Here is a 24,660-nt window from a genome sequence, read left to right on the forward strand (position 1 = left end):
AGACTGATCGAATCGAAAGGGTGGCCGACGCGATGGACTGTTCGAAAGCGAGTTCGGGTTGGGGTAGGGTTGTTCGGAAAGTGTAGAGTCGAACCGGGATCAACCGCGAGGCCCGATTACTGGATGGAGTACCCGGCCGCGATGGTCAGCAGGAAGACCATGAACACGGCGGTGCCCATCATGTACGTGATTGCGCGCGGTTCCTCGACGAGGTGCTGGTAGTAGCCGGCGATCAGGAGCGACTTGGCGACGATCAGCGCCATCGTTCCGGCCATCGCCATCCCGTACGTGAAGAAGTCGAAGTGGAAGAACACGAACTTCCCTGTCGCCAGTGCCACCAGCGCGACGTAGATGAGGGTGTACGTTCGGATGTCAGCCATTAGTGTGCATTGAGGCTGACGACCACTTATACCTTCCTCATGTCGTCGTGCAGGCGTCTCGGACGAGTCCTGGGTGAGTTCGCTGCCCGTCTATCAACAGATGGTTACCCGCCCCATCCAGAATCGATTCGATACTACGAACTTCTTTATTGACTGACTGTCTGTGTGCGGTCATAGTATGACTTCGCGTCGCGGGAGGGCGGGACGGTCGGAGATCGTTCCGATCGTCGTCTGTCTGTTGCTCCTCTCTGCAGGGCCGATCGCAGCGGGTGCGTCAGCGATGGCGGCGGGCCACTCCGACGGACCGCCGACTGACGACGGGATCCGGATCGACGACGATCTCCCGGCCAACGGGACCACCGTCGAAGTGATCGTCAGACTCGAGGACGCCCCGGCAACCGACACGGCTGTCGCTGCGGACGAAACTGACGTCGATATCGACCGCCTCGAGGAACACGCCGAAGCGACGCAGGACCCGCTCCTCGAGTACGCGGCCGACACCCCGGGGATCACCGTCGCCGAGGAGTTCTGGGTGACCAATGCCGTCTTACTGGAAGTCAACCTCGAGCGGGTCGACCTCGAGACGTTCGAGCGGTTCGAGGCCGTCGAAGCGGTCCACGAGAACTTCGAGGTTCCCGTCCCGGACCGGCCTGCGGAGCCGACCGCGGTGAACGGAACGCCGACCGCGAGTGCTGCAGACGGGACCGCCCAGACTACCCAGGGATCGTCGGTGACGCCTGCGATCGCCGCGATCGACGTCCCGTCGGTCTGGAACGAGTACGAGACGCGCGGCGAGGGCGTGCGCGTCGCCGTCCTCGATACCGGTATCGAGCCGTCTCATCCCGATCTCGAGTTGTACACCGACGACCCGTCGGACCCGACCTATCCCGGCGGCTGGGCTGAGTTCAACGACACCGGTCACCGAGTACCCGACTCGACGCCCCACGATACCGGCGTGCACGGCACGCACGTCAGCGGGACGGTCGCCGGCGGCGCCGCGACGGGGACGGCGATCGGCGTCGCACCAGAGGCCGACCTCATGCACGGGCTCGTGATGGACGAGACGAACGGGACGTTCGCCCAGATCCTCGCCGGCATGGAGTGGGCGCTCGCAGAAGATGCGGACGTCATCAACATGAGCCTCGGCACGACGGGGACGTACCCGCAGTTTATCGAGCCGATACGCAACGCGAACCTGAGCGGGACGATCGTCGTCGGCGCGATCGGAAACGAGGGACCGGAGACGTCAGGGTCGCCGGGGAACGTCTACGAGACGCTTTCCGTCGGAGCCGTGGCTGCCGACGGGACGGTCGCCCCCTTCTCCGGTGGCGAGCGACTCAACCGGACCGACTGGGCGGCGACTCCGTCCGACTGGCCGGACGCGTACACTGTTCCCGATGTCGTGGCTCCCGGCGTCGATATCGCGAGTTCCATGCCCGACGGCGGCTACGCTCGCATGCCCGGGACGTCAATGGCTGCCCCTCACGTCGCCGGCACGGCCGCCCTCCTGCGCTCGGTCGAACCCGACGCGACGCCGGCGGATCTCTCGAGCGTGCTAACTGAGACGACTCAGGTTCCCGCTGACGACCGGGAATCGGCCGTAGAAACGCGGTACGGTACGGGGATCATTGATGCCGACGCTGCCGCCGCTGAACTCCTCGAGCGTACGAGTGAGGTCGAGTCGTCGATGGAGTCCGGCGGTGATACGACCGGCGGTCAATCCGACGAGAGCGCCGTAGCTGGCGGCCACACGGCTGGCGACGCAGCCGGCGTCGACTGGCCGGGCCAGCTTGCTACGATCGGACTGGCGATCGTTCTCGGCCTCTGTGTCGTCACGGTGCTGTCCGGTTTCGGTGTCGGACGACTCGAGCGGTAGTCGTCTATTTCATCTCTCCTCTCTCGCCGCCTTAGCTCGAGAACACAGTCAGCGGTGGCGGAGCGATCGTCATCTGTACGATAGGCTTGCTGGTTAGACTCGTCCAGCGAGACCGACGGCCTTCCGAGGAATACAGACCAGTGCGTCCACTCCATCACTACGTCGCTTTGTCCGGCTCGGAGTGAGACAACCTCGCTGCTACAGCATCAGCCATTGGTTCCTCGCTCGAGCAGTCACTGGACGGGATCAGCCTACGCAGTACAGTCGCTACGCACGCGCGTTCTGGGGACTCAACAGCAAGGCGGTACCATCGAGTCACTGATCGATCGGTCGGCGCGACAAAAATCGAACCCGCAGATCGAAACCCGAATGGAATCGACCGCGCTCGAGGCGCGGTCGGGCTTAGAAGAGGTAGAACAGCGGGAACAGGAACACCCACACGATGTCGACGAAGTGCCAGTAGAGCCCGAAGTGCTCGACCGGCCGGTGGTCCTCGAGGTAGGCGTCGACGCTGAGGATCCGGTAGATCATGAACAGCGCGATGATGACGCCGAGGATCACGTGGAGTGCGTGCAGTCCCGTGGTCACGAAGTAGATCGAGTACTCGATGCTGTACCACCAGTAGTGGCCGTCAGCGAACTTCGCGCCGTACTCGTAGGCCTTGACGCCCATGAACACCAGCGCGAGCAGCACCGTCGCGACCATCGACCCGAGCATCTTCGTCTTGTCGCGGCGCTCGGCGTATGCCAGCGCCAGGATGACGGTGAAACTCGAGGTCAACAGCACGTAGGTGTTGACCAGCCCGGCTGTGGTGATCGAGTCGAGGTGCCAGTTGCCCCAGCCCATGTGCAGGCGCATGAAGACGAACGCACCGATCGCGCCGCCGAAGACGACGACGTCGGACGCGAGGAACACCCAGATGCCCATTTTCATGTTGTCGACGCCGCCGAACGGCCAGCGTTCGGCGATGGCCATCGTGGGGGCGTTGAAGTCCTCGACGCCGAGCTTGAACAGCGAGTAGCCCATGATCGCGACGCCGAGCAGCATCACTGCCGGATAGATGATGTTCGGCTCGGCGCTCGTTCCGGTAAGTCCTTCGGGTGCGTGTCCGACGCCTTCCGCGAACTGGACCACGTAGGGCGTGAGTCCGGAGAGGCCGAGGAAGAACGTGAACGTCCCCAGCCCGATGCCGAACGGCCAGATGCTGGCGTGGTCGACGTGTTCCTCCTCGTGGCCGGCCGTTGCATGGCCGGCAGCGCTCTGTTCGTGTGCGACACCGCCGTCAGTCGCCGCGGCCGAGTCATCGAGGAACTCGAGGCTTCCGCTGGCGTAGCTCGGACGGCCGGGCCAGTTCTCCGACGGCGGGGGCGAGGGAATCGCCCACTCGGCCGTCCGGGAGTACTTCCACGGGTTGTCGGGTGCGTCCGGCCCCGAGAGCCAGCTCTTCCCGAGCGTGTAGAACATGATCAGGAAGGAGGCGCCGAGGATGAACGCGCCGACCGTTGCGATCTGGTGGTAGATCTGGTAGCCTTCGGGGTACTCGAAGACGCGGCGAGGCGTCTCCCAGGCGAGGAACAGCGGGAAGTACAGCAGGTTGAAGCCGATGAAGTACACCGCGAAGTTGAGCTTCCCGAGTGCCTCCGAGTACATCTTCCCGGAGATTTTGGGCCACCAGTAGTAGAGCCCGCCGACCAGCGCCGTCACACCCGACACCATCACGTAGTGGAAGTGTGCGACGACCCAGTAGGTCCCGCGGAACTCGTAGTCGAGCACGACGGCGCCGAGGAAGACCCCGGTAATTCCGCCGAGGATGAACAGCACGAGTGCGCCCATCCCGAACAGGAACGGCGTCGTGAACCGGACCCGTCCCTTGACCATCGTGTAGATCAGCGAGAAGACCATCAGGTCGAAGGGGAGCGAAATCCCGATGGTCGTCGCCATCATCAGGGTCTTGATCTCGAGGTTGATGGTCGTCAGGAACATGTGGTGCATCCAGACGAGGAACGACTGGACGGCCACGAGGACCATCGCGATGATGACCCACTTGCGGCCGACCAGGCGTCGTCCGGTGAACGTCTGGAAGACCTCGAACATGACCCCCAGCGCGGGGAAGAAGACGATGTACACCTCGGGGTGACCGAAGAACCAGAACAGGTGCCCCCACAGGAGGCTCGAGCCCTGGTCGGTCGCGAAGTACTGCGTCAGGAAGGTGCGGTCGACGGCCAGCAGCAGGAGTGCGGCCAGCAGCGCCGCGAAGGCAAAGAGCATCATCCAGACGGTCAGCAGCCACGACCAGGTGAACATCGGCATGTTCCAGAGGCCGAGGCCCTCCGCGCGCGAGCGGTGGATCGTCACCAGGAAGTTCACGGTCCCCATCGTGATCGAGATCGTGAACAGGATCAGCGCGAGGATCGTCGCGTTACCGCCGGTCGCGGCCTCCATGGCCGTCGTGTACGCCGGGACGTTCAGCGGCGCGTACAGGGTCCAGCCGCCGGCAAACGCCTGTCCCAGGAAGTACGAGAGACTCAGGAGCACTCCCGAGAACAGGTAGAACCAGTAACTCATCGCGTTCAGCCGCGGGAAGGCGAGATCCTTCGCCCCGATCTGCAGCGGCACGAAGTAGTTCGCGAACCCGGTCGCGAACGGCGAGAGGAACCAGAACACCATCAGGAAGCCGTGGGTCGTCACGGCCTGGTTGAACTGGAGCCCGTCGAGGAGCCCGATTCCGCCGGGCGCCCAGAGGTGGGTGCGGAACAGCAGCGCCATGACCCCGCCGAACAGCAGGAAAAACAGGGACGTCGCGATGTACATCATCCCGACGTCCTTGTGGTTGGTCGTGACTAGCCACCGTTTGATCGTGGTTTTCGGTGGGAGCTCACTCATTCGCCGTCACCTCCGTCGCTCGTTTCGTTGTTGCCTGTCTCGTCATCGGTTGCGTTGTCGGTGTCACTACCCGATCCACCGTCGTCGGCCGACTCGTTGCCGCCGTCGTCGCCACCGTCACTACTGTCGTCCTCGCTCGCGTTCGGGTCCTCGAGCGTGTACGTCTCGTCGGTCGGGCCGGTGACGTCGATCGTCTCCTCGACTTCCTCGAACTGGCCGTCGGTCGGCGAGATCGTCAGATCGTACGGACCGCCCCGTTCGAGGGTGACGGTGATCGTGCCGTTATCGAACTCCTCGGAATCGGGGGTGAACGTGTAGCTGAGGTCCTGATCGTAGTCGCTGTTGTTCTGGTGCTCGAGCGTGACTTCGAAGCCCTCGGTGACCGGCGACTCGTTGCCGTCCTCGAGCGTGATGTTCGCCGTCAGCTGCTCGTTCATCCACTCCTCGTAGGCCGATTGTTCGAGAACGGTCACGTCGGAGAGCATGTCGGAGTGCTGCGGGCCACACAGTTCGAAACACTTGGCGGTGTGTTCTCCGGGCTCGTCAGCCTGGAACCACGTCTGGTCGTACTCGCCGGGGATCGCGTCGGCTTTCACCCGTAAGTCGGGGATGCCAAACGTGTGCCAGACGTCGCGTGACGTCGTTTCGATCCAGATTGCCTGATCGGCCGGGACGACGAGTCCTTCACCGTAGCCGCTCGTCTCGATACCGTTGTCGTAGTAGAAGTCCCAGCCGAACGCGTAGCCTTCGACTTCGATCTCGATCGCGTCCTCCGGTTGTTCCGGCCCGTCCTCGACGTACAGCAACATCCCGTAGGTCCAGACGACCAGCGAGATGACGATGATGGCGCTCAGGCCGAACGAGAGGAATAGTTTCTTGCCGCCCTTTCCACCTGTCGGTAGTTCCCCGACGCTCGGCAGGTTCTCGTCGTCGCCGACCTCGCCGGTGTCTCGGTACTTGTACGCGTTGTACAAGATGTACGAGACCACGACGATGCCGACGAGCGTCCCGAGTCCGAGGAAGACCAGAAAGATCCCCTCGAACACGTCGACGCGCGATCCCTGCTCCGGAATGAGCTGCATCGGGGGGAGTATTGCGCTGAAGATTGTGTTCACCTCTATTGAAGACCGGTTATATGTCGGACGATGGTTGCTGGGGGCACTTATCTATTTGGAAACTGCCCGACGCGCGGCGGCTCACCGGTACGTTACCGGTGAATCTGACCGACGATTTCCGTGCCCCGTCGTTCACTCCTCTCCCATTCGTTGGATTGCGTCCTCTTCTTTCTGTCGCTTATTCGCCGATTAGGTGTCGGAATAGAAATACATTCGTAGCCCGGGTACACTCGTAATCGAACAGGTTCGGCTCGATTCGCGGAAAACATACGTATTCGCATACTTTCTGTCGGCCCAGACCGGTCGTTCGACCTCGCGCGCGTCACGCGCCAACACGCACCCCACGGCAGTGCGCCCCCTCTGGGATCGGCCCGTTACACTTCGACGACCCACACCCGGAACCCCTCGGGTAGGCCGTAGACGCGCTGGAACGTTGCATCGATGAACTGGGCGATCCGGTTCTGGTCCGCCTTCGCGCTCACGCGGGCGTTGACTCCTTCGGCATTTTCCGGACGCGTTAGCTCGTCGACCTTGAAGGCCGGAAACTCGCTCAGCAGGTCCTTGAGCGCGTCCAGTTCCTCGTCCGTGCAATCGAGGTTGACCGTTCCGTCGCCGAATTGAAGCCAGGGGACGCCGAGTTCCGGGTCGAGACCGGACTCGCGGTCGTCGGGGGTAGCCCCTGCGTCGGTACCGAGTTCGGCATCTTCGCTTCCATCGTTAGTCTCAGACTCGTCGGTCGACTCGAGGGCGCTCGGATCGACCTCGAGCGTGAGAAAGCCGCTTCCGCGCTCGCGGTGGGCAGTGATTGCGTCCACGTACAGCTTTCGGCGTTCGGCCGGATCGGCCGCGTCGAATCGGGTCATACCCGTACGGATGTGCCCGTTTCTTTAAGCCTTTATGTGGTGGTCGTGAACGGTGGCGTATGGCACAGCCACAGCTCGTGATTATGGGCGCCCCCGGGGCGGGAAAGGGGACCCAGTGTGCAAAGATCACCGAGGCGTTCGGCATCGATCACATCACCACCGGCGACGCACTTCGGTCGAACAAGGAGATGGACATCTCCGACATGGACACGGAGTACGACACGCCCGGCGAGTACATGGACCAGGGCGAGCTCGTCCCCGACGAGGTCGTCAACGCCATCGTCGACGAGGCGCTCTCGCAGGCCGACGGCTTCGTGCTGGACGGCTACCCGCGAAACATGGACCAGGCCGAGGAACTCGAGGGCATGACTGACCTCGACCTCGTCCTCTACCTCGACGTCAGCGAGGAGGAACTCGTCCACCGACTGACCGGCCGGCGACTCGACCCCGAGACCGACGAGATCTACCACGTCGACTACAACCCGCCGGAGGACCCCGAGGTCGAAGACCGACTCGTCCAGCGCGAGGACGACACCGAAGAAACGGTCAAGGAACGACTGCGCGTCTACCGAGAGAACACCGAACCCGTCATCGAACACTACGAGGACGAGGGACTGCTCGAGCGCGTTAACGGCGAGCAGAGCCCGGATGAAGTCTGGGAGGACGTGAAGGCGACGATCGAAGACGCAGCGTAGAACCGTTTCTCTACTTCTCGCGGACGTCGACCGTGTGTTCGGCGATGTTGAGATACGTCAGTTGGGGCGGCAGCAGACTCGGGTCCGGATAGATTCCCACGTCCTCGTCCTGGAGTTGCTCGTCGTACTCGAAGTCGATGCTTCCTTTGCCGCCCTGTATCTCGACCGAGGAGGCGATTATCGATCCGTAGAAGTTCGGATTCGAGTGAATGCACACCTGCTTATCACACCCGTGTCGTTTCGTCCAGTCCTCGTTCGTTCCACCGGCGTAGATGACGCCCTCGAATCGAGATTTCCCACCGGGACCGAAGTCGATCTCGGACTCGTCCGACGTGACTAACTGAATCACCGTTGCGTCTTCGTTCGTGTAGCATCCTGACTCCGTGACGCAGATGTTGCCGCCGTTTTCAGCATCGTAGTCCCCGGTGAGATACACGCTCAGTTCGTGGTCGTTCTCGTGTTCACTCACCGTGATCGTCTCGTCGTTCGCGTTAATGTCGCCGTCGACGACGAGCGTCGCGTTGCCGTCCGACAGGTCAAACTCGAGATGCCCTGCCTCTTCGATCCCGTCGGCAACGTAGATCCCGTCCTCGAGGCTATCGTTGTGTTCGTCGACCGTCCCGAGGCGCGTAATCTCCGTTCCTTCGAAGGTATCCTTCGGTGCGCGCGTCGCGTTGACCAGTCGATTTACTTCCTCGGTGAGCGGCGGATACGCGACCTTCTGTGTGAGGTCGTCGTCGACCGCTGCACCGCCCTGTACTTCGAGGTTCGTCGCGTAGATCGCACCGGTTTTGAACGCGTCCGAAACCTCTTGGTAGCCGAACTCCGCAGTCACCGTTCCCGTCTGATTGTCGTACACCTCGACGTTTCTGACGGTCGTCGCGCCGCCTTGCTCTTCGAAGAAGCGTTCCCAGCCGCGGTAGTACTTACTCGTCACTTCGATCGTCACCGTGTCGTTTTCGACGAGACTGCTACCGCCGAGCGGATCCGTTTCGTAGTGATCCACGACGATGTCTCCGGATCTGAGGCGCGTTTCGTCGCGGACCTCGGTGATCGGGAACGACAGCGTCTCCGAGTCGACGTCGTACTCGATCGGCGGCGCGGAGATAATTCGCGTTTGGTTCCCGGTCTCTCTGAAGACGCCGCCCGCCTGGTAGGCAATTTTCGTCCCGTCGTCGTCTTGGTACTCGATCGCCCCGATCGAGACGTTCTTGTTGACGTCACCACCCGAGATGGAGATCTGACCAGTATCCGTCATTACGACCGCCCCATCCTGATCCGTCTGGAGGTTCAACGCTCTCGAGCTGTCGCCGGCGGACGACGCGGTCGCCATCTGTTGGCTTAGTTCGACGAAGCCGCTCTCGATCCGCTCGTGTTCGGACTGGCGCTGTACGCTCGTGAGACTGTCATCGGCGACGAGAACCATACTGCTGCCGACGACCGCGACCATTCCGATCAGCAATATCAGTCCAAGGAGCGTGGATTCGGCGCGACCTGATGAAACGGCAACGGATCTCTCCTCACGACGCCAACTCATGGGCCTCTCGAGGCAAACGAGTGGGATAATGGCCTCGTCCGATCAAACGCTTCAGAATCGTTCAGGTTCGTTCACAGCGAGAATACGTTCATTGGTAAGACAACGAAATAACTACTGCTGACGCCAAACTACCCATCATCTTTCCGAATGAACCGTTTGAACAATCGCTGGTATCGAACTTACTCTTTCGCGGGTTGGTCTCTAGTCCTCAATAGTCACGTGATGTTCGTCGACGTTGAGTACGTATTCGTTCGAGCTTCCATCGATTTGTGGTTCCATTGCTGCTTCGAAGGTAACATCCGCCTCTTCCTCGATGACATCGTTGGCGATCCCTTCGAAGATTTCCTCAAGCTCCTCGGCATTATCAATCATATGGAATTCGCCCTCGTCGGTCGTTATGTCCCGTAGTAACTCTTTGTCGATGTTGTCCTCGCCGAGACCGATTGTATATACGGTAACGCCCAGATCGGCGGCTCGATCAGCCTGCCTTTTCGTGTGTTGATCTGCTGCCTCCGAACCCCCTCTTCTGGGATTGTTTTCTCCGTCGCTTAGGACAACCATGACGCGATCCCTGGTACTTGTCGGACCCCTATACTCGTCAAGTGCGAGTTCCATGCCTGCCGAAATGTCCGTGTATCCGCTACCCGTAACGTCGACGCTTTGCCGAACTGCCTCGAGATCGTCGCTCAGCGAGTGGAGTTCGTACCCGCGATCGTTAAACTCGTAGACACCAGCACGGTCGTCGTTGGATTCGTTCATGAGGCCGATAAAGTCCCGCGTTGCATCACCGCGGAGGCCGGTTGGATCGTTTCCATCGACTACCTCGAAGGTTGTAACCTCGCACCGGTCACACGATTCATTTGCAACTCGCACTTCTGTCGTCCAAGTTCGATCGTGAACAACATACATCGAATTCCCTGGTTCGATTGTCGTTCTGTATCCACATCTTCCGTTGTTGCAGTACTGCACTTCGATCGAATGATTTGCTCTCGGATCTAACAGCGCTTCAGTACCTCGTCTCGTTCGTAGTGGTGCGTCCTGCCAGACATTGCCGGTGACTGTCCCACTATCGTAGATATCACCCATTGACCCAGACCGGTCGAGTACGAACGTAACGTCAAGCGGGGGTCTAGTTTTCGTGTCCTTGACCGAGATATTCCGATTCTCGGGCGGAATCGGTACGTCAGTTCGGAGCGATCGATCGAAGTTGATCGTCGCATCGTCGCCGAGTTTTGTTTCACCCCCAACGATAGCCCCGGTGATGTCGGCGTTGTCCTCAATCGTCATTTCGCTTCCTGGAGCGTAAACGACACCCTCGTACTCGTCATCAACCGTTACTTCGGCACGCTCAGTCCCGTATACCCAGAAAGCTCCCGCTCTGTCATCGGGCTGAATATCGATATTACCGACCGTTAATCGATCATCTGTATTAGTATAGACAAACGTCTGATTTCCGCCAGTGATTTCGATATCTGAAATATCAATATAACCACGTTTATCAATCCCGATGTGGACATCGCCGTTCGAGGTATCGATCTCGTCCACATCGAGTTCGTCTCCGTAGTACAGCCCCGCATCAATCGTACTTCCGCGTCCAGGAATCGGATCGACGTCTTCGTGGTCTTCGAGATAGGGCAGCGCCTTGTTCTCGAGTTTCGCGGTGACCGGCTGGACCGTCTCAACCGATTGTGACATGTTCGCGATCAGAGCGTTTTCCTCGCCCGTCAGCCAGAAAACGGCCGTCGATCCGTTCTCCGTGGTATTGATGTACTCGTACTCGCTCGGTGCGGCTCCTCGCTCGAGGTTCGCAGCGTATCCGATCGGTGAAATAGACGGATGGCCACTTGCGGCGGTTATCGAGTCGTTGACGACGGGTGTTCCCTCGATATCGGCACCGCTATTCAGTTCGAAGTCATCGTCGACGACGAACAGGTCTTTCGAGACGTTGTCCGTCGTGTCGTGATTCTCGTACCCGGTTACGGTAAACGGCGCTCCGTGCTGTCCCGTGATACTGTCTGCGTACAAGCCCCCGTACACCGTCGGCGTAATCCCGACCTGACTTGCAAACGAGTTCTCGAGGTCGATTGTGGCCATAACCGTTATCGAATCCCCATCTTCGCAGATGACGTTTGTATCCGGCTGTCTAGGACAGGTACCGACCTCAGTTGCGTCGAACTCTGATTTGAGGAAATCAACCCACGCATCACGATGTGGTGGGTCCTCGACCGTTATTTCGACGTGACGAACGAATCCAACCTGATCCATTACACGCTCGAGATCCGCTGAACTCGAATTTTTGTACTGGACTGTGTGTTCACCGTTCCCCACATTACCGTCCATATCCGTCACCGAGAGGTCAATCCGACCAACTTCCTTGCCCTCGGCATTTGTTTCCTCATAGTAGCGGATGTCGGGCTCCGAAATCAGCGTCGTTGTCTGGTCAGTGACCCGCCAGACTCCGCCGGCCTGATAGAGGAGTTCGTTCTCGGAACCGTCTTTATAGCGGAGTGCGCCGATCGAAATCGGGTCAAGATCTTCCTCGTAGAATCCGTTCGAGACTGTAATCTCCAACTCTCCGCCGTTGATTAACTCGCTTCTGCCCTCTTCAGGAAGATAGGCGGGATGTCTCGTATCGTTATCGAATAGGGATGTCGAGAGGTCCTTGTCGAACTTGACCATCAACTGCTCGCTCTGTTCCGCAGAAATTTGCCCCTTGACCGCGTCGTTCGTTCCCATCCCGACCATGAGAATGAGCATACTACCGGCAAGCACGAGCCCGATCAGCAGTATGAGCCCAATAATCGGACTCACTCCCCGACTACCGCTGTTACTACTAGTTATTCGCGATGTCCGCACCCTCATTTACTCACTCTAATATTATCGTCATAACATAAAACCACGGTAACTGCTGTTTGAAACGATTAAATTACTCTGTGAGATGGAATTATACGAAGTTATTTAGAGAAAGCAATCTCTCTCCACATGACGGATTTGCCCGCTGTCTCCGCGAAGAAAAACACTTGTATACCGGACGAACCCTAGCACACCCAGATGACGCGTACCGCCGAAAAAATCAACGACCTCGTCCGCGAGGACGCCTCGATGGAGGACGCCCTCGAGGCAATTCGAGAACGGGCGGACGAAAACGGGGGCGAGGTCCAGTGGGCCGACGTCAGCGACGAACTGACGAGCGGACAGTGGGGCCGACTGATCGAGAAGGGAGTGTTAGTTGACGGCAACGAGGGATTCGAAATCGCCAATCGAGACGCCTACGACGAGGCCCTCGACGGTGACGGCACCGAGCCGGGTGCCGATGTCGACGTCGACGCGGAACAGTCCAAGTGGTCCCAGTGGGACAAGATGGCCGGCGTCGCATCGCTGCTGTTGATGTTCGGGTACTGGTTCAATCCCGTTCGGAACACGGTCGGCAGCACGATCGACCTCGTCCTCGCGCCGCTGGACGCCGCGTTGCCGTTCTACGCCGTGATCATGTCCGTCGCACTGCTGACGGGCCTCTACTCCACGCTGCTGCAGGCCAACCTGATGAACCCCGAAGTGATGGCCAAGTACCAAAAGCGGATGAAGGCCATGCAGGAGAAGATGCAGGACGTCCAGGACCGGAAGCAGGAGGCCGAAGAGCGCGGTGCCAGCGACGCCGAGATCGAACGCCTCGAGAACGAACTCGAGCAGGTCCGCGAGGAGCAGATGGAGGCGATGTCGGACAACTTGGGCATGTTCAAAGAGCAGTTCCGGCCGATGGTCTGGATCATGCTGCTGACGATCCCGCTGTTCCTCTGGATGTACTGGAAGATCCTCGACGGCCACGTCAGCGAGGCCGAGATGACGATGATCATGCCGATCGCCGGCGAGGTCTCGTTCAACGAGTCCCTGCTCGGTCCGATGTGGTCGTGGATCGTCTGGTACTTCCTCTGCTCGATGGGCTTTACCCAGCTGCTTCGCAAGTCGCTGAACATCGACATGACGCCGTCGACGGCCTGATCGGCCGCTCTCCGTCGAAACAGTACTTCGGTCTCATTCAACCTCGTCTAACTCCGTTCGCTCGAGTGCGCGGATCAAATTCGAACGCCACCGCGTCAGGCCACCGCTCGAGGGATTCAAAACCCATTTTACCCGGCACCTCGGAGGTCGAATATGTTGCTCACCGTCTCTGGCCCGCCGGGAAGCGGGAAGAGCACGACCGCGGAGTTGCTCGCCGACGCCTTCGATCTCGACCACGTCAGCGGCGGCGACATCTTCCGCGAACTGGCCGACGAACGCGGCTACACGCCGCTCGAGTTCAACAAACTCGCCGAAGAGAACGATCAGATCGACCGCGACCTCGATCGCCGGCTTCGGGAGATCGCACGCGAGGAAGACGACCTCGTGCTCGAGTCCCGGCTCGCCGGCTGGTTGGCAGCCGAACAGGCCGATTTCCGGTTCTGGCTGGACGCGCCGGCCCGCGTTCGCGGCGAGCGGATCGCCGAGCGAGAGGGTAAGAACCCCGAGCGTGCGACCGAAGAGACGAAAGCCCGCGAGGCCAGCGAAGCCCAGCGCTACGAGGAGTACTACGGCATCGACATCCGGGATCTGACGATCTACGACCTCTCGGTGAACACGGCCCGCTGGGAGCCCGATGCAGTGCTCGACATGCTCGTGACCGCCGTCGAGGAGTACGACCCCGCGGGCGACGAAGGGAAGGCCCACATCGACCTCGACTACGAGTTCGAATGACGGACGCGTTACGTGGCCCGCCCGAGGAGCGGTCGCCTGCCGAACTGCTCACGTTCGGCGTCGTCAATCTCGACAAACCGCCGGGGCCGTCCTCGCACCAAGTAAGCGGCTGGCTCCGCGACGCCGTCGCCGACACCCTCGCCGAGCGAGGCGTCGACGAAACGATCGAGCGCGCCGCCCACGCGGGGACGCTCGATCCGAAGGTTACCGGCTGTCTGCCGATCATGCTCGGCGACGCGACGCGGCTCGCGCAGGTCTTCCTCGAGGGGTCGAAGGAGTACGTCGCCGTCCTCGAGTGTCACGGCTCGCTGCCGGCCGACGCCGAGTCGGTCGTCGCGGAGTTCGAAGGCCCGATCTACCAGAAGCCGCCGCGCAAGAGCGCCGTCGCGCGGCGGCTGCGGGTCCGCGAGGTTTACGACCTCGAGGTGCTCGAATGCAACGAAGCCGAGCGCCAGTTGTTGCTGCGGATCCGCTGCGAGAGCGGCACCTACGTCCGGAAACTCTGTCACGACCTCGGGCTGGCGCTCGGCACCGGGGGGCACATGGGACACTTGCGGCGAACGGCGACGACGCCGTTCGACGATCGTGATTTGTACTCCGCCTACGAATTTCTCGACGCGCTGGCGTTCTGGCTCGAGGACGACGACCCAGAATTGCTGTCCGAGATCGTCGACCCCGCCGAACGGATTTTGGAAGGTATCCCGAGCGTCGTGATCCCCGATAGCGCCGCTCGAGAGGTGGCCAACGGCGCGCCGGTCTACGAACCGGGGGTGCTCGAGGTCGACGGTGACGTCAGTGCAGGCGACCTCGTCGCTTGCTACACGCCGAACAGGGCTGCGGTCTGTCTCGGCGAGTTCGTCGCTGATGAACGGCGGGACGTGGCGGTCGATCTCGAGCGCGTGCTCGTGTGAGGGTTCTCGAGGGAACGACTCGATGCTAGTTTAACGAGGCGGGTGAAACACGGTCACGAGGCGGCGGCGAAACGACACGCTTAAACAACAGACGCCCTTCGGATAAGATGCGGGACCGTGGGGTAGTGGTATCCTCTGCGGATGGGGTCCGTAGGACCCGAGTTCAATTCTCGGCGGTCCCACTTCTAATTCCCTAAGTGTTCAACCGTTAGGCTCTCATACCTCTGAGCCTGCCGAAAATCCAGTTCTCGCTTTAGGGATAATTACAGATGGCGGACAGAAGTGTGGGGGGTGGTCGGCGTGACGACCGTCCTGCGGACGTCGACCAGTCGATCGACGTGCCTCCACTGCGGTTCGTTCGTCACCGATCGATTCCGTCGAGTCTACGGTGATGATGCTGACCGGGCTCACCGCTGTTCCGAGTGCGATTCTTACCCACGATTAAGCCGTGGGTCGGCCGCCGGGAAAGAGGTCGAGATACCAGATCCAGAGACCTCACCGGGTCGTCATGGGGGTGACTCGGACCGATGACGGTCGCCGAGAATCGCGAGCGCGGCCACTACGTCGAGACCGCTGCCTGCGACCGCTGGCCCCTCGAGCGTGTCGACGACGATCGTGCCGAGTGGCACGATCTCGAGTTCGTCCAAGACCTCGTCGGTGACCGCGCCGGCGTGATCGCGACGGCGGGCGAGGTCGCCGAAGCGAAGTCATGTTACGAGACCTACGACGGCCGCGCGGGTCGCTGGTGGATCCGACGGGAGAACCACGAGCGACTTGTCGGCGTCGACGGCTGGTACATCCTCGTCGTCCTCGAGCGCGAGTCCGACGAGATACTGCGGATCGCATTGACGCGTGCCGCGACGGTTGACCGGATCATCGACGGGAACTGGTGGGAGTGCGGGAACGGTGGGCGCAGCGCCGAGCAGTACCGTCAGATTGCGTGGACTGCAGTCTTCGACGGTGTCGGAGGTGAGTGGTCATGAAAAGCGCGTTCCCGTACATCGGTGGGAAGACGCGCCTAGCTCGGTGGGTAATCGATCACCTACCGGAACACACCACCTATGTCGAACCGTTCGGCGGGTCGGCGTCGGTGTTGTTGAACAAACCACGAAGCGACGTCGAGATCTTCAACGACAAGGACAGCGACGTCGTGACGTTCTTCCGGGTTGCCCGCGAGCGGCCGGACGAACTCGCGGAGTGGTGTCGGTATACGCCGTTTTCAGAACAGCTTCACGACGAGTGGGCCGACGAGTTCTTCAGCGGCGAGCGGCCAGACGACGACGTCGAGCACGCCGGGAAGTGGTTGTTCCTCCGGTACAGTCAGTACGCGGGGAAAGTATCGCGTAAAAGCGGGTTCAAACGCGAGAGTCCCCGCGACGAGAAGGGTAGCCGGAACGCGAGAAACTGGGTCAACGCGCCGGAGCGAATCGAGTACGTCGCCGAGCGGTTCCGCGGCGTCTCGGTTGTTCACGAGGACTACCAAGACGTCGTCGAGCGGTACGATTCCCCCGAGACAGTCTTCTACATTGATCCACCGTACTACCAGAAAGAGGACCTGTACCGGGAATCTGCCGAGCACGCCGCCCTCGAGCAGACCCTTTGTGATGTCGACGGACATGTTCTCGTCTCCTATACTGAGATCCCGCCCGGACTGTACGAAGGTGATACCTGGAACGTCGTCGAACGGACGGTGACTCATTCCGCGGCAGGAACCGGGAAGACGGCAGACGAGCGGCTGATCATGAACTTTGAGCCGTCGACAGAACGGGAGTTTACCCAGCGAACGCTCACTGACGCGGTCGACGCTCGACAGGCCCGGCCAGACGGGGGTGATTCCCGGTGACGGTCCATACGACGTACTTCGGCGGAATCTCACAGTTCGATCCGCCTGAGGGAGACGATGTCTTCGGCGTAGTCCGATACCCGAAGGATTTCGTCGAACGGGTCACCGACCGGAATATCCCAGCAGTCGCGCCGCCGGGGGATCTACTGAACGCCTACAAGACCGTCGAGAACGCCGCCGAGGAAGACGACGAGCCCAACCCCGCGGCAATCGCTTGGAACTCCGTCGACTACGAACGCCGGTATCTCGGGTACCTCGAGCGGGACGGTCCCCAGGCGCTGATCGACGAGTTGGCCGATCGCGCACGCGAGCGTGATATCTGGTTGGTGTGCTGGGAGAAGGACGCCCGGTGGTGTCACCGCCGACTGCTCGCGAACGTCGTCGTCGAGCGCCTCGAGGATTCCGAGGTAGTCCATCACCCGGACCCATCGACGATTCCGGTCAATACTGCTGGCGACGAACCCAGCGATAGCACCGATGAGACAGCCACATTGCGAGACTTTGCGGAGGCTGGAGGGGACTGACGATGGACCTAACAGCCTTTGGCCTCGAGCCGCAGGACTCGCCAGCGTCCGAGGATGACACGTCTGACGATGTCGACAACGAGTCCGACGACGTCGACAATGAGCAGGTCTGGAGCGAGTGCGTCGACTGCGGGTACGCTGGCTATGAGGTGCAGGTTCGTCGCGAGAGCGGCGTGCTGCTCTGTCCATCGTGTTTCGCCGACCGGGAGGGGCTACGATGACGCAAGTCGAAACGACACCTCACGAAAGCGAGGGGCGCTGGAAGTGGCCCGACTGGGGCCGTGGTCCGTACGATGCCCTCTCATCGGTTATGCTCGGGCCGCCCTTCGAGGGCTACCTGGAGCTGGACGTCGAGGTTGACGGCGAACCGTGGCACCTCGAGGTGAGCTACAGCAAGTCGGGGTTCGCACCACGGCTATCGGACGGAATCAACGCCGAGCGATTGTACGAGTGGGACATCCGCGGACGCGGGCGCGGCGAGCGAAAGGCGTCGTTCAATATCTCGCCGCGGTTCCCGAACATGCGTCACTGGGAGACCGGCGAGCTGGTGAATCTCCCCTGGGAGAATCAGGTCGGCGAGGTCGACGGCGTCGACGTCGAGTTCCACGTCAGTAACATCGAACCCGGCCACGGCCTCGAGTTGCTGCCGGAGTTCTTCGCGGCGATCTTCGAGCACGCAGGCGAGCGCGTGCATCCGGAGTACTTTCGCGCGGATCCGCACTCGGCCAGCCGCATGTGGGCGTACGAGCGCTACGTTCGTATCCGTCGGCAGTGGGCTGAAAAGCTCGCATCGGCCGGTGTCCTGCAGAAAGTAGTTCATTTCCTCTCGGACCTCGAGGGCGTGAAGGCGGAACTGTACCTGGACAACGAGGAAGTGATCAACCACCAGAACCGGCTGATTCTCGATCCGACGTCGGCTGCGAAGTTGCTGCCGGGACACACCTACGGGCGGAAATTCGAGATTTACCAACTGGCTGATCCGGACGCGGTGTCGAAGGATCACCCGTCGTACCATCCGAAGGTGGAAGTCCTAGTGAACAAGTCGATGAACGACGGCGAGGCATGGGCATGGGCAGACCGCCACGAAGTGACCGAGCAGATCGAGGAGACGCTATTGAACGCACTTCACTGGGAGGATATTCCGCTCGGACCTGATGGGAACGACGTGTACGTCCCCGACGATCACTTCGACGCTGTCGCTCGAGAGGAGTCAGTCGAACTCTATGAAGATCCAACGCCGCGCCTCGAGGCGAAGACGGATCACCTGTTGATGACGACGTTGCGGGACATGGGCGAGACCGCGCGCGAAGTGACCGAGACGGTCGCAACCGATGGCGGTAGTACCGTCGACGGCCTGGCCGACGAACTCGGCAAGCACCCCGCGACGATCTACCGGGCGATCGAAGACCTCGGCGACATCCTCGAGCTGGACCAGGGCGAGATTTCGTTCCGGGCGCGCAAGTACCAGGAGGAGTTGCGCGCGCTCGTCGAGTCGGCAGAGTACGCAATCGAGAGTTTTGCTGATCGAATTCAGCACGTGATGGGCTTGGCCGATCACATCGCCGATTCATCGCCATTCCAGCGGTGGCTCGCCGAGAACGGCGCTGAAATCCAGTACGACGAGAACGGCGATCCGCGGACCGTCCGAATCGATACGATCCTTTCCGAACTGAAGTCGAGTAGCTTCGAGAATGTGCGGACGATCGCCGCCGAGGCGCTCGAGAAGTGGCGGAAGTCGGGCAACGACCCGGCGCTGTTACGCCGTGCTCAGTTGACCTGGAAGGCTCCGGGCGGCGGCACCGAGGTTGGATTCGTCGGTGCGATCGCCGACCGCTGAACCGGCCTCGGTAGTGGCAACACTATTCTGCGACCTGCTTTCGGCAAGTTCGCTTGTATAATAGCGGCTGTTAGTCAATTCTGGTTGTAGTTCTCTCCTCGATGGAGGTGCCGCCGGCACGATCGTGCCGGCTCGCCTGCGGGTCGGTTTCGCGCTGCGCGCGAAACGCCCCTTGGCGGGTGTCGCCAAGGCGACAGCGCCAAAAAATTACAGTTCACCACCCCCGCTTCCGTACGCAGATCTCCAGTTGAAGCACATGAAACAAAGGTCATTGAGAGATCGACTACTCCAATAACACATGAAGTCTCTATCAGACCCGAGTTTACACTAGCATAACATCAATATAGCCTGCAGACTTGGTTGCTACGAATAGACCCAATGACAGGCGCTGAGACGGTAATTAAAGAATCGCTAAATAGCATTGGTCAGTTTGTAGATGAGGATTCTAAGAAGCAAGATCTAACGCAAATATTTATAGACATATTAGAAGGCTTGGGATATTCTGGCGATGAGATATTTTTAGATGTTCAAATAAGAAAGCCGAGGGATATTAGGGAGAACTATCATGTCGAGGATAATATTTCGACATTCGATGTAATTGTCTCCGAGTCTATTCGATCTGCGCCCTACATTGCCTGTCGTGTGGCAACTACTGATTTAGACGGTTATATGGATAAAAGGAATTTGGGTCAAGGAAACCATCTTGAACTAACAGAAGCCGTAGGAACTGCTAAAGCTGAATGTACGATTCTTTTCACTGAGAATTTTATAGCGATTCAGGATGGGTATCGACCAATCCCTTATGATCTGGATTTTACGGAGTTCGCTTCAAACTATACAGTCTTCCCTACTGGTAAGATAGATGATGAAGATGCAGAGGAAATCCGCGACCTTTTGGAAAGGCCAGAGACACTGCCAACTAGTGGGAGTCCCCGTTTCCCACCCGGATACCATCCTGACCAAACAAAATTAACACGATGGCTCTTCCCCGATTCAGAGATAACACCTGAGTATCGGGAAGAAACAGACACAGAATTCTTCACTCTTGATGTAAGTAAATATTCGGAACTTCTGTACGAATCATATATTGAAACAGATTCAAACAAGAAGGGGGAGAATTTAGAGAATACGTTATCATACCTCTTTGATAGTTTAGAGATGATCGATATTCGCGATCAAAATCTACGTACGAAAACAGCCGAATTTGATATAATTCTAGAATATTCTGGCTCTGACGACCATAATTTATTCAGATACTACGACAGATTCATCCCAGTAGAAAGTAAAAACACAAAAGACCCAATTCCTGCAGGAAAGGTGAGAAAATTCAGCGATAAAGTAGCTCGTGCCTATCTTGATTTGGGAATATTTGTTAGTTGGAATGGGATCTCAGGAGAGGGAGAAGATATGCACGCAGAGCGGCTTTCCTCGGAATATAATCCAGATAGACCAATAATTATTGTATTGACCTCTAGGGACTTGTATCGTCTATTAGATGGAGAATGCTTATATGAAATGATAGATGAGAAACTGTACTCGACCCGATTCGATATCTGATGATATTTCATTCCCTTTCCCCTGGGGTTGTATGCTGACAGAATTCTTTTTCCGAATATGCACACAAGTCAAGCAGCGCCGTGTGCATATTTCGTGTCAATTGAACGGTATGAATCCATGGTCTGCCCGCGAGTGTGATAGAATCGACCGTCTCTGGACGGTCTACTGCTTGAATGAGACGAACAGGGGAACATATAGGACCGTGTGTACGAGTATTCGAAATAGAAAGGGTTCTACTCGTAAGCGAGCTGCTCGAAGGCACAGTCGCGGTGGATTGTTGATGAGGTACCGTCATCTTGGAGAGACTGAGGTCGATTATCTTGGAGATCGTCGAGCGTCACCCGGGCTGTGCTGGTGTCAGCGTCAGTTGGTTTCGCTGACGACATAGGAGTTTTAGACGCGTGTTCGCTGGTAGCGGCACCACGATAGATCGCTTCCCATGTTTCACAGTCGGGACAGGCGAAGGCCTTCCCGTTCTGACCGAAAACACGGACAAAATCGCTACTGATGACAGCGTTGCAGTGCTGGCAGTGGTGGTTTCGAGCCATACCCGGCGCGGTTCGGCGAATGGATAAAAAGACTCGGCGCGAGTGACGGTCGTTCGTACGGTGTCACAATGGGATACTGATTTAGGTGGGATTGGGTGTGACGACCGATATGCCACCGGAACGCTCGGTACTGATCGGCCGGCGGACAGTGATCGAAACGGGCAACTCGCAAGGCGTGACGATCCCACAGGAGGTCTTAGCGGACATGGACCTCAAGGTCGGCCACGAGGTGACACTGGTGTACGACCGAGAGAATGAACGCGTAGCCGTCGAACGCGCGCCGGAGTCAGGCGGGGTGTTCTGAGCATGGAAGCCGTCGCAGTCTATCTCGGCACGCGGACGCTCCGCGAATTGAATAACACCTACTCGGCATCGGTGCCCGCTCATATTGTCACCGAAACCGACCTCGAGCGGGGGCAGTCGCTGTTCGCTCATTTCGATCGACGAGAGCAGACAATCGTCTACCGTACGACTGAGCAGAATCCAATCGATGGTTCCGGGCCAGACGGAGCGGTGTTCTTGGGCTCATACCAGCTCCGGGAACTCGATGGGGACAACCTCGGGCTCACGGTCCCGCGGGAGATCGTCGTCTACACTGACGTCCAAGTCGGTGACGGCCTCGGCGTTCACTGGGACCCTGCTGATCGCGCCCTTCGCTATCGGCTCGAGCCCGATCCGAATCCCTTCTCAAAAAATAACAATTAAATGGTCTCTTGACTCTTCAGAATTCACTATAGAATCAAAAAACATTGCGAAGTGAGTGTTACCTAATCTCTAGAAGATAGTGTGAGTCTCGCATCGTATCGATAACGTTCACCGTTCCTGCTTCAATCTCCACGTTGTGAACGTGATTCGCAACACTCTCTAATTTTCTTGTGTCGACCGTTGAACCGACAGGTTCGGTTGTCCCCATCTCTTTTATTCCTTCGAGAAATCTATCATCAGTCCCTTCTACGCCGATGTTTATCTGGTATCTGTCCAGGCTTTGGTTGTATCGAATTTTCTCTGGGTTTAGGCCAAGATCTTGGAAGACTTGTCTAATCTGTTCTTGAACCGGATTGGATGGTTCACTCATAGATTGAGTTAGATTCTCTTTCCATTTAAACTCAAGTACGGTGGTATAGATTTCTGTCGAGACTTTTGTTAGAGTTCACTCAGTATCCAGTACGTCTGTTAAGTCTGATCCTCGTCCCTGGATTTCAATAAATGAGGTTTTAGCGGGATGATTATTTTCCGAAGCGAAGTGAAACGACGCCTTCGAATTGGCAATTCGGATTCGGACAGGTAAGTTCGACACCACCGAGTGCGGAGACGTTGGCACCGAGGAGAACACCGCCAGCGATGCCGCGGTCACAGTCGGGACAGGTGATTCTCGAGACGTTGACCGGCTGGTAACGCCGAGCACAGTCCATACAGGGGCGGCAGGATGAGCGGACGGTGTAGTGCCGGGCAAACCGATAGTCGGCGTCTTCGGCAGTGTTCGGTGAGCCGTGACAGGCGGGGTGTGCCTCACCACGGCCAGCTGCACGCGGGTCCGGCAGGTGGAACACATTCGAACTCGAGTGAACGACTGTCCAGGTCGGTTCCATATCGAGCACGCGGACGGACTCGACAGGATAGGTTTCGTTCTCTTCGTACCAGTTGGGCGTTCTAAGTACGTGTAGGCGGCAGTGATAGCGGTCAGGATAGGTTACCAGCACCAGCGCAAAGACGGCGTTGGGCTCATCGGACCGTCCGCGAGTGGTAAGGCGAATCGCTCGCTTGGACTCCCGATCGTCGTCCTGGTCGTCGAACTCGCGGTCGACGATATCGGTCACCTCCCACGTTCGACTGTCCCCGTTGACGATCAGTAGGTCGCTCTTGTCGATACCAGTAACCGTGTCGGCCAGTTTGGGATGACACTCGTATATGTCCGGTCGCTCGAGGTCAGACCGGCCAGATTCACTTTGCGCCACGTTAGGCGTCACCTCCGATCGCATCGGGGTCCATCTCCCACAGACGGCGCGCAAGCCCGTTTGCAGGCGGCCGCTCAAGTTCAAGCCCATTGCGTTCGGCCGCTCGATAGATCGTCTTGCGGCGAACCTCGTGAGCCGTCGCGAGGTCCTGAACGCTGAAGCCTGCGTCCAGTGCTCGCTCGAGGTACTCGCGGTGTCGGTGGCCATTGATCGGGAACGCGTCTAACTCGAGTACGTCAATGATCCGGGCGCGAAGGGCTGTTACGTCTGTTTGGAACTTTGCCATGACCGCGCGTTTTCGGCCGGGGATTAGAAGCGTCGAGAATCTTGGTAGATTCTTCTGAGGTTGCGAGCGAACGCGCGTGTGGGCGACCGTCGAAGACGGTCGCAACGCGCGTCACACGGGGGGGACCCCACCGTGCCTATCCGATACGTGCGCGCGCGTAAAATCGCTCAGATGAATTCGACTCGAGCTGGCGGCGAGTATTCTCGACCGTTTTCGATCGGGGTGTGATCGTCGAAGTCGAGGTCGTGGAACGGTGCGAACTCGTGACTGGTGATTTCAAAAATTCGACTCAAGAGAGACGAACTGGGATCTACACAGACAATCACACGACCCTATACATTTATTAGATAGCGGAGAACCGCTACGGGCGATCCATGAGTGGAATTGACGGCTTCTACGCCGACAGTCGCAAAGTCACGCAAGGAGACGGCACGCTACTCGTCGTGGTTCCGGCACCGATCGTCGACGAGTTCGACCTGGAGGCCGGAGATGACCTCCCGTTCATGCTCGAGGAAGGCGGGGAGAAGGCGACGATCTTGAATCCGAACCGCGACGATAGTACCGAGGTCTCGATCTCACTTCCATGAGGTTACTGCAGCGCCCTGGAACCGGGTTCCAGAAGCCGACCCCATGGGGTCGCTCGCGAATGTATACAGAGATCTCGATCTATGCACCTTCCCATGGCCGACTGGCTTGCTTGGTGCATAGAATCAGCGGTGCTCGAGTCGGTAGCCGCGCCGATCCACTGCCACACCGTCCCTCTTTCTTAAAGAATGGTTCAGTCACTCACCTGTAAGTGAAGCGAATCTCCCCCTGTGCATACACCTGCTTAAATATGACCAAACGCACCAGCTTGAAACTCACCGACGAACGGCAACGAAAACTCGACAAGGCCAGCTCAATTGTTGCAGAAGATGAATATGACGACCCACCGATGAGCGTGGTGATCGACGCTGCGCTTACGCACTTGGTAGAAAGTAAGCAGAATATCGACAACGCCCGCGGTGATATCGACCCGGAGACGATCCAGACGGTTGCGAATACGTCTGTGATTGGGCTCAGATATCGGACAAGCATTGAAAGCAAATGGCGATAGAAACCAAGATAAGATTTCAGCCT

26 protein-coding genes and 1 tRNA gene are annotated in these 24,660 nt (G+C 58.9%); 17 read left to right on the forward strand and 10 right to left on the reverse strand.

Translation table 11 applies throughout. The annotated features are described in order from the left end of the window. Positions 1–116 precede the first annotated feature (116 nt). Positions 117–380: a cytochrome C oxidase subunit IV family protein gene (locus ATJ93_RS07635; RefSeq protein ID WP_120244055.1), complete on the reverse strand. Its 264-nt coding sequence runs from the start codon at positions 378–380 to the stop codon at positions 117–119. A 178-nt stretch (positions 381–558) separates the two neighbouring features. Here ATJ93_RS07635 and ATJ93_RS07640 point away from each other — a divergent pair, with 178 nt between their 5' ends. Then, positions 559–2,256: a S8 family serine peptidase gene (locus ATJ93_RS07640; protein WP_120244056.1), complete on the forward strand. Its 1,698-nt coding sequence runs from the start codon at positions 559–561 to the stop codon at positions 2,254–2,256. Between the two features lie 402 nt (positions 2,257–2,658). Here the strand turns inward: ATJ93_RS07640 and ATJ93_RS07645 are convergent, their stop codons facing one another. The 3 genes from ATJ93_RS07645 to ATJ93_RS07655 form a co-directional block, all read right to left on the reverse strand. Further along, positions 2,659–5,139, reverse strand: a complete 2,481-nt coding sequence (locus ATJ93_RS07645) for a cbb3-type cytochrome c oxidase subunit I (protein ID WP_120244057.1) — start codon at positions 5,137–5,139, stop codon at positions 2,659–2,661. Next, positions 5,136–6,221, reverse strand: a complete 1,086-nt coding sequence (gene coxB / locus ATJ93_RS07650) for a cytochrome c oxidase subunit II (RefSeq protein ID WP_120244058.1) — start codon at positions 6,219–6,221, stop codon at positions 5,136–5,138. Before coxB ends, ATJ93_RS07645 begins: the two co-directional genes overlap by 4 nt. 407 nt (positions 6,222–6,628) lie before the next feature. Beyond that, positions 6,629–7,117, reverse strand: coding sequence for a hypothetical protein (locus tag ATJ93_RS07655; protein WP_120244059.1), 489 nt, complete (start codon positions 7,115–7,117; stop codon positions 6,629–6,631). A 59-nt stretch (positions 7,118–7,176) separates the two neighbouring features. On the opposite strand from ATJ93_RS07655, the gene ATJ93_RS07660 reads away from it, so the two are divergent. Beyond that, positions 7,177–7,812 carry an adenylate kinase gene (locus tag ATJ93_RS07660; protein ID WP_120244060.1) on the forward strand — a complete coding sequence of 212 codons (636 nt, stop codon included), beginning with the start codon at positions 7,177–7,179 and terminating at the stop codon, positions 7,810–7,812. Between the two features lie 10 nt (positions 7,813–7,822). On the opposite strand, the gene ATJ93_RS07665 is transcribed toward ATJ93_RS07660, so the two are convergent. Both ATJ93_RS07665 and ATJ93_RS07670 read right to left on the reverse strand, forming a co-directional pair. After that, positions 7,823–9,349, reverse strand: a complete 1,527-nt coding sequence (locus tag ATJ93_RS07665; RefSeq protein ID WP_120244061.1) for a DUF7289 family protein — start codon at positions 9,347–9,349, stop codon at positions 7,823–7,825. A gap of 201 nt (positions 9,350–9,550) precedes the next feature. After that, positions 9,551–12,160 (reverse strand): vWA domain-containing protein, encoded by a 2,610-nt coding sequence (locus ATJ93_RS07670; RefSeq protein ID WP_170155538.1) that lies wholly within the window; start codon positions 12,158–12,160, stop codon positions 9,551–9,553. Positions 12,161–12,400: 240 nt separating this feature from the next. Between ATJ93_RS07670 and ATJ93_RS07675 the strand changes: the two genes are divergently transcribed. From ATJ93_RS07675 to ATJ93_RS23235, 11 genes are all read left to right on the forward strand, one after another. Next, the gene (locus tag ATJ93_RS07675) at positions 12,401–13,348 is read left to right on the forward strand and encodes a DUF106 domain-containing protein (protein ID WP_120244063.1); all 948 of its coding nucleotides are present in this window, start codon (positions 12,401–12,403) and stop codon (positions 13,346–13,348) included. Positions 13,349–13,501: 153 nt separating this feature from the next. Next, positions 13,502–14,080 (forward strand): (d)CMP kinase, encoded by a 579-nt coding sequence (gene cmk, locus ATJ93_RS07680; protein ID WP_120244064.1) that lies wholly within the window; start codon positions 13,502–13,504, stop codon positions 14,078–14,080. Further along, on the forward strand, positions 14,077–14,991 hold the full coding sequence (locus ATJ93_RS07685) for an RNA-guided pseudouridylation complex pseudouridine synthase subunit Cbf5 (protein ID WP_120244065.1): 915 nt from the start codon (positions 14,077–14,079) through the stop codon (positions 14,989–14,991). The genes cmk and ATJ93_RS07685 overlap by 4 nt, the downstream gene beginning before the upstream one ends. A 111-nt stretch (positions 14,992–15,102) precedes the next feature. Further along, a tRNA-Pro gene (locus ATJ93_RS07690) sits at positions 15,103–15,173 on the forward strand. 109 nt (positions 15,174–15,282) lie between these two features. After that, positions 15,283–15,522: a DUF7563 family protein gene (locus ATJ93_RS24000; RefSeq protein ID WP_120245213.1), complete on the forward strand. Its 240-nt coding sequence runs from the start codon at positions 15,283–15,285 to the stop codon at positions 15,520–15,522. Beyond that, complete coding sequence (locus tag ATJ93_RS07700) at positions 15,519–15,974, forward strand: hypothetical protein (RefSeq protein ID WP_120244066.1); 456 nt, start codon at positions 15,519–15,521, stop codon at positions 15,972–15,974. Before ATJ93_RS24000 ends, ATJ93_RS07700 begins: the two co-directional genes overlap by 4 nt. Next, on the forward strand, positions 15,971–16,834 hold the full coding sequence (locus tag ATJ93_RS07705; protein ID WP_120244067.1) for a DNA adenine methylase: 864 nt from the start codon (positions 15,971–15,973) through the stop codon (positions 16,832–16,834). The genes ATJ93_RS07700 and ATJ93_RS07705 overlap by 4 nt, the downstream gene beginning before the upstream one ends. Further along, complete coding sequence (locus tag ATJ93_RS07710; RefSeq protein WP_120244069.1) at positions 16,831–17,358, forward strand: DUF488 family protein, N3 subclade; 528 nt, start codon at positions 16,831–16,833, stop codon at positions 17,356–17,358. Before ATJ93_RS07705 ends, ATJ93_RS07710 begins: the two co-directional genes overlap by 4 nt. 2 nt (positions 17,359–17,360) lie before the next feature. Then, positions 17,361–17,579, forward strand: a complete 219-nt coding sequence (locus ATJ93_RS07715; RefSeq protein ID WP_120244071.1) for a hypothetical protein — start codon at positions 17,361–17,363, stop codon at positions 17,577–17,579. Further along, the gene (locus ATJ93_RS07720; protein WP_120244073.1) at positions 17,576–19,195 is read left to right on the forward strand and encodes a DUF7845 domain-containing protein; all 1,620 of its coding nucleotides are present in this window, start codon (positions 17,576–17,578) and stop codon (positions 19,193–19,195) included. The genes ATJ93_RS07715 and ATJ93_RS07720 overlap by 4 nt, the downstream gene beginning before the upstream one ends. Positions 19,196–19,573: 378 nt before the next feature. Then, positions 19,574–20,752, forward strand: a complete 1,179-nt coding sequence (locus tag ATJ93_RS23235; protein ID WP_147376635.1) for a hypothetical protein — start codon at positions 19,574–19,576, stop codon at positions 20,750–20,752. Positions 20,753–20,985: 233 nt separating this feature from the next. Here the strand turns inward: ATJ93_RS23235 and ATJ93_RS24665 are convergent, their stop codons facing one another. Beyond that, positions 20,986–21,300: a DUF7563 family protein gene (locus ATJ93_RS24665; protein WP_120244074.1), complete on the reverse strand. Its 315-nt coding sequence runs from the start codon at positions 21,298–21,300 to the stop codon at positions 20,986–20,988. 109 nt (positions 21,301–21,409) lie between these two features. Here ATJ93_RS24665 and ATJ93_RS07730 point away from each other — a divergent pair, with 109 nt between their 5' ends. Together ATJ93_RS07730 and ATJ93_RS07735 are read left to right on the forward strand one after the other, a co-directional pair. Beyond that, on the forward strand, positions 21,410–21,604 hold the full coding sequence (locus ATJ93_RS07730; RefSeq protein WP_120244075.1) for an AbrB/MazE/SpoVT family DNA-binding domain-containing protein: 195 nt from the start codon (positions 21,410–21,412) through the stop codon (positions 21,602–21,604). 2 nt (positions 21,605–21,606) lie between these two features. Next, a complete protein-coding gene (locus ATJ93_RS07735; RefSeq protein ID WP_120244076.1) occupies positions 21,607–22,005 on the forward strand; it encodes a hypothetical protein in 399 nt (132 codons plus the stop codon). Positions 22,006–22,063: 58 nt separating this feature from the next. Here ATJ93_RS07735 and ATJ93_RS23240 read toward each other — a convergent pair whose 3' ends face one another. The 3 genes from ATJ93_RS23240 to ATJ93_RS07745 form a co-directional block, all read right to left on the reverse strand. Beyond that, positions 22,064–22,375 carry a hypothetical protein gene (locus tag ATJ93_RS23240; protein ID WP_147376636.1) on the reverse strand — a complete coding sequence of 104 codons (312 nt, stop codon included), beginning with the start codon at positions 22,373–22,375 and terminating at the stop codon, positions 22,064–22,066. A 151-nt stretch (positions 22,376–22,526) separates the two neighbouring features. Continuing rightward, on the reverse strand, positions 22,527–23,279 hold the full coding sequence (locus ATJ93_RS07740) for a hypothetical protein (RefSeq protein WP_147376637.1): 753 nt from the start codon (positions 23,277–23,279) through the stop codon (positions 22,527–22,529). Beyond that, entirely contained in the window at positions 23,257–23,541 is a 285-nt protein-coding gene (locus ATJ93_RS07745) for a hypothetical protein (RefSeq protein ID WP_120244080.1), read from the reverse strand. Before ATJ93_RS07745 ends, ATJ93_RS07740 begins: the two co-directional genes overlap by 23 nt. Positions 23,542–23,915: 374 nt before the next feature. Here ATJ93_RS07745 and ATJ93_RS07750 point away from each other — a divergent pair, with 374 nt between their 5' ends. Both ATJ93_RS07750 and ATJ93_RS07755 read left to right on the forward strand, forming a co-directional pair. Beyond that, positions 23,916–24,128 (forward strand): hypothetical protein, encoded by a 213-nt coding sequence (locus ATJ93_RS07750; RefSeq protein ID WP_120244082.1) that lies wholly within the window; start codon positions 23,916–23,918, stop codon positions 24,126–24,128. Between the two features lie 248 nt (positions 24,129–24,376). Then, entirely contained in the window at positions 24,377–24,637 is a 261-nt protein-coding gene (locus ATJ93_RS07755; protein WP_120244084.1) for a DUF7386 family protein, read from the forward strand. Positions 24,638–24,660 lie beyond the last annotated feature (23 nt).

It is taken from the genome of Halopiger aswanensis, from assembly GCF_003610195.1.
Taxonomy (GTDB): domain Archaea; phylum Halobacteriota; class Halobacteria; order Halobacteriales; family Natrialbaceae; genus Halopiger; species Halopiger aswanensis.

Bases quoted from the DNA above. Each gene is read 5' to 3' on its own strand.
- ATJ93_RS07635 (WP_120244055.1), bottom strand. From the start codon at position 380: ATGGCTGACATCCGAACGTACACCCTCATCTACGTCGCGCTGGTGGCA.
- ATJ93_RS07640 (WP_120244056.1), top strand. From the start codon at position 559: ATGACTTCGCGTCGCGGGAGGGCGGGACGGTCGGAGATCGTTCCGATC.
- ATJ93_RS07645 (WP_120244057.1), bottom strand. From the start codon at position 5,139: ATGAGTGAGCTCCCACCGAAAACCACGATCAAACGGTGGCTAGTCACG.
- coxB (WP_120244058.1), bottom strand. From the start codon at position 6,221: ATGCAGCTCATTCCGGAGCAGGGATCGCGCGTCGACGTGTTCGAGGGG.
- ATJ93_RS07655 (WP_120244059.1), bottom strand. From the start codon at position 7,117: ATGACCCGATTCGACGCGGCCGATCCGGCCGAACGCCGAAAGCTGTAC.
- ATJ93_RS07660 (WP_120244060.1), top strand. From the start codon at position 7,177: ATGGCACAGCCACAGCTCGTGATTATGGGCGCCCCCGGGGCGGGAAAG.
- ATJ93_RS07665 (WP_120244061.1), bottom strand. From the start codon at position 9,349: ATGAGTTGGCGTCGTGAGGAGAGATCCGTTGCCGTTTCATCAGGTCGC.
- ATJ93_RS07675 (WP_120244063.1), top strand. From the start codon at position 12,401: ATGACGCGTACCGCCGAAAAAATCAACGACCTCGTCCGCGAGGACGCC.
- cmk (WP_120244064.1), top strand. From the start codon at position 13,502: ATGTTGCTCACCGTCTCTGGCCCGCCGGGAAGCGGGAAGAGCACGACC.
- ATJ93_RS07685 (WP_120244065.1), top strand. From the start codon at position 14,077: ATGACGGACGCGTTACGTGGCCCGCCCGAGGAGCGGTCGCCTGCCGAA.
- ATJ93_RS07700 (WP_120244066.1), top strand. From the start codon at position 15,519: ATGACGGTCGCCGAGAATCGCGAGCGCGGCCACTACGTCGAGACCGCT.
- ATJ93_RS07705 (WP_120244067.1), top strand. From the start codon at position 15,971: ATGAAAAGCGCGTTCCCGTACATCGGTGGGAAGACGCGCCTAGCTCGG.
- ATJ93_RS07715 (WP_120244071.1), top strand. From the start codon at position 17,361: ATGGACCTAACAGCCTTTGGCCTCGAGCCGCAGGACTCGCCAGCGTCC.
- ATJ93_RS07720 (WP_120244073.1), top strand. From the start codon at position 17,576: ATGACGCAAGTCGAAACGACACCTCACGAAAGCGAGGGGCGCTGGAAG.
- ATJ93_RS23235 (WP_147376635.1), top strand. From the start codon at position 19,574: ATGACAGGCGCTGAGACGGTAATTAAAGAATCGCTAAATAGCATTGGT.
- ATJ93_RS24665 (WP_120244074.1), bottom strand. From the start codon at position 21,300: ATGGCTCGAAACCACCACTGCCAGCACTGCAACGCTGTCATCAGTAGC.
- ATJ93_RS07730 (WP_120244075.1), top strand. From the start codon at position 21,410: ATGCCACCGGAACGCTCGGTACTGATCGGCCGGCGGACAGTGATCGAA.
- ATJ93_RS07735 (WP_120244076.1), top strand. From the start codon at position 21,607: ATGGAAGCCGTCGCAGTCTATCTCGGCACGCGGACGCTCCGCGAATTG.
- ATJ93_RS23240 (WP_147376636.1), bottom strand. From the start codon at position 22,375: ATGAGTGAACCATCCAATCCGGTTCAAGAACAGATTAGACAAGTCTTC.
- ATJ93_RS07740 (WP_147376637.1), bottom strand. From the start codon at position 23,279: ATGCGATCGGAGGTGACGCCTAACGTGGCGCAAAGTGAATCTGGCCGG.
- ATJ93_RS07745 (WP_120244080.1), bottom strand. From the start codon at position 23,541: ATGGCAAAGTTCCAAACAGACGTAACAGCCCTTCGCGCCCGGATCATT.
- ATJ93_RS07750 (WP_120244082.1), top strand. From the start codon at position 23,916: ATGAGTGGAATTGACGGCTTCTACGCCGACAGTCGCAAAGTCACGCAA.
- ATJ93_RS07755 (WP_120244084.1), top strand. From the start codon at position 24,377: ATGACCAAACGCACCAGCTTGAAACTCACCGACGAACGGCAACGAAAA.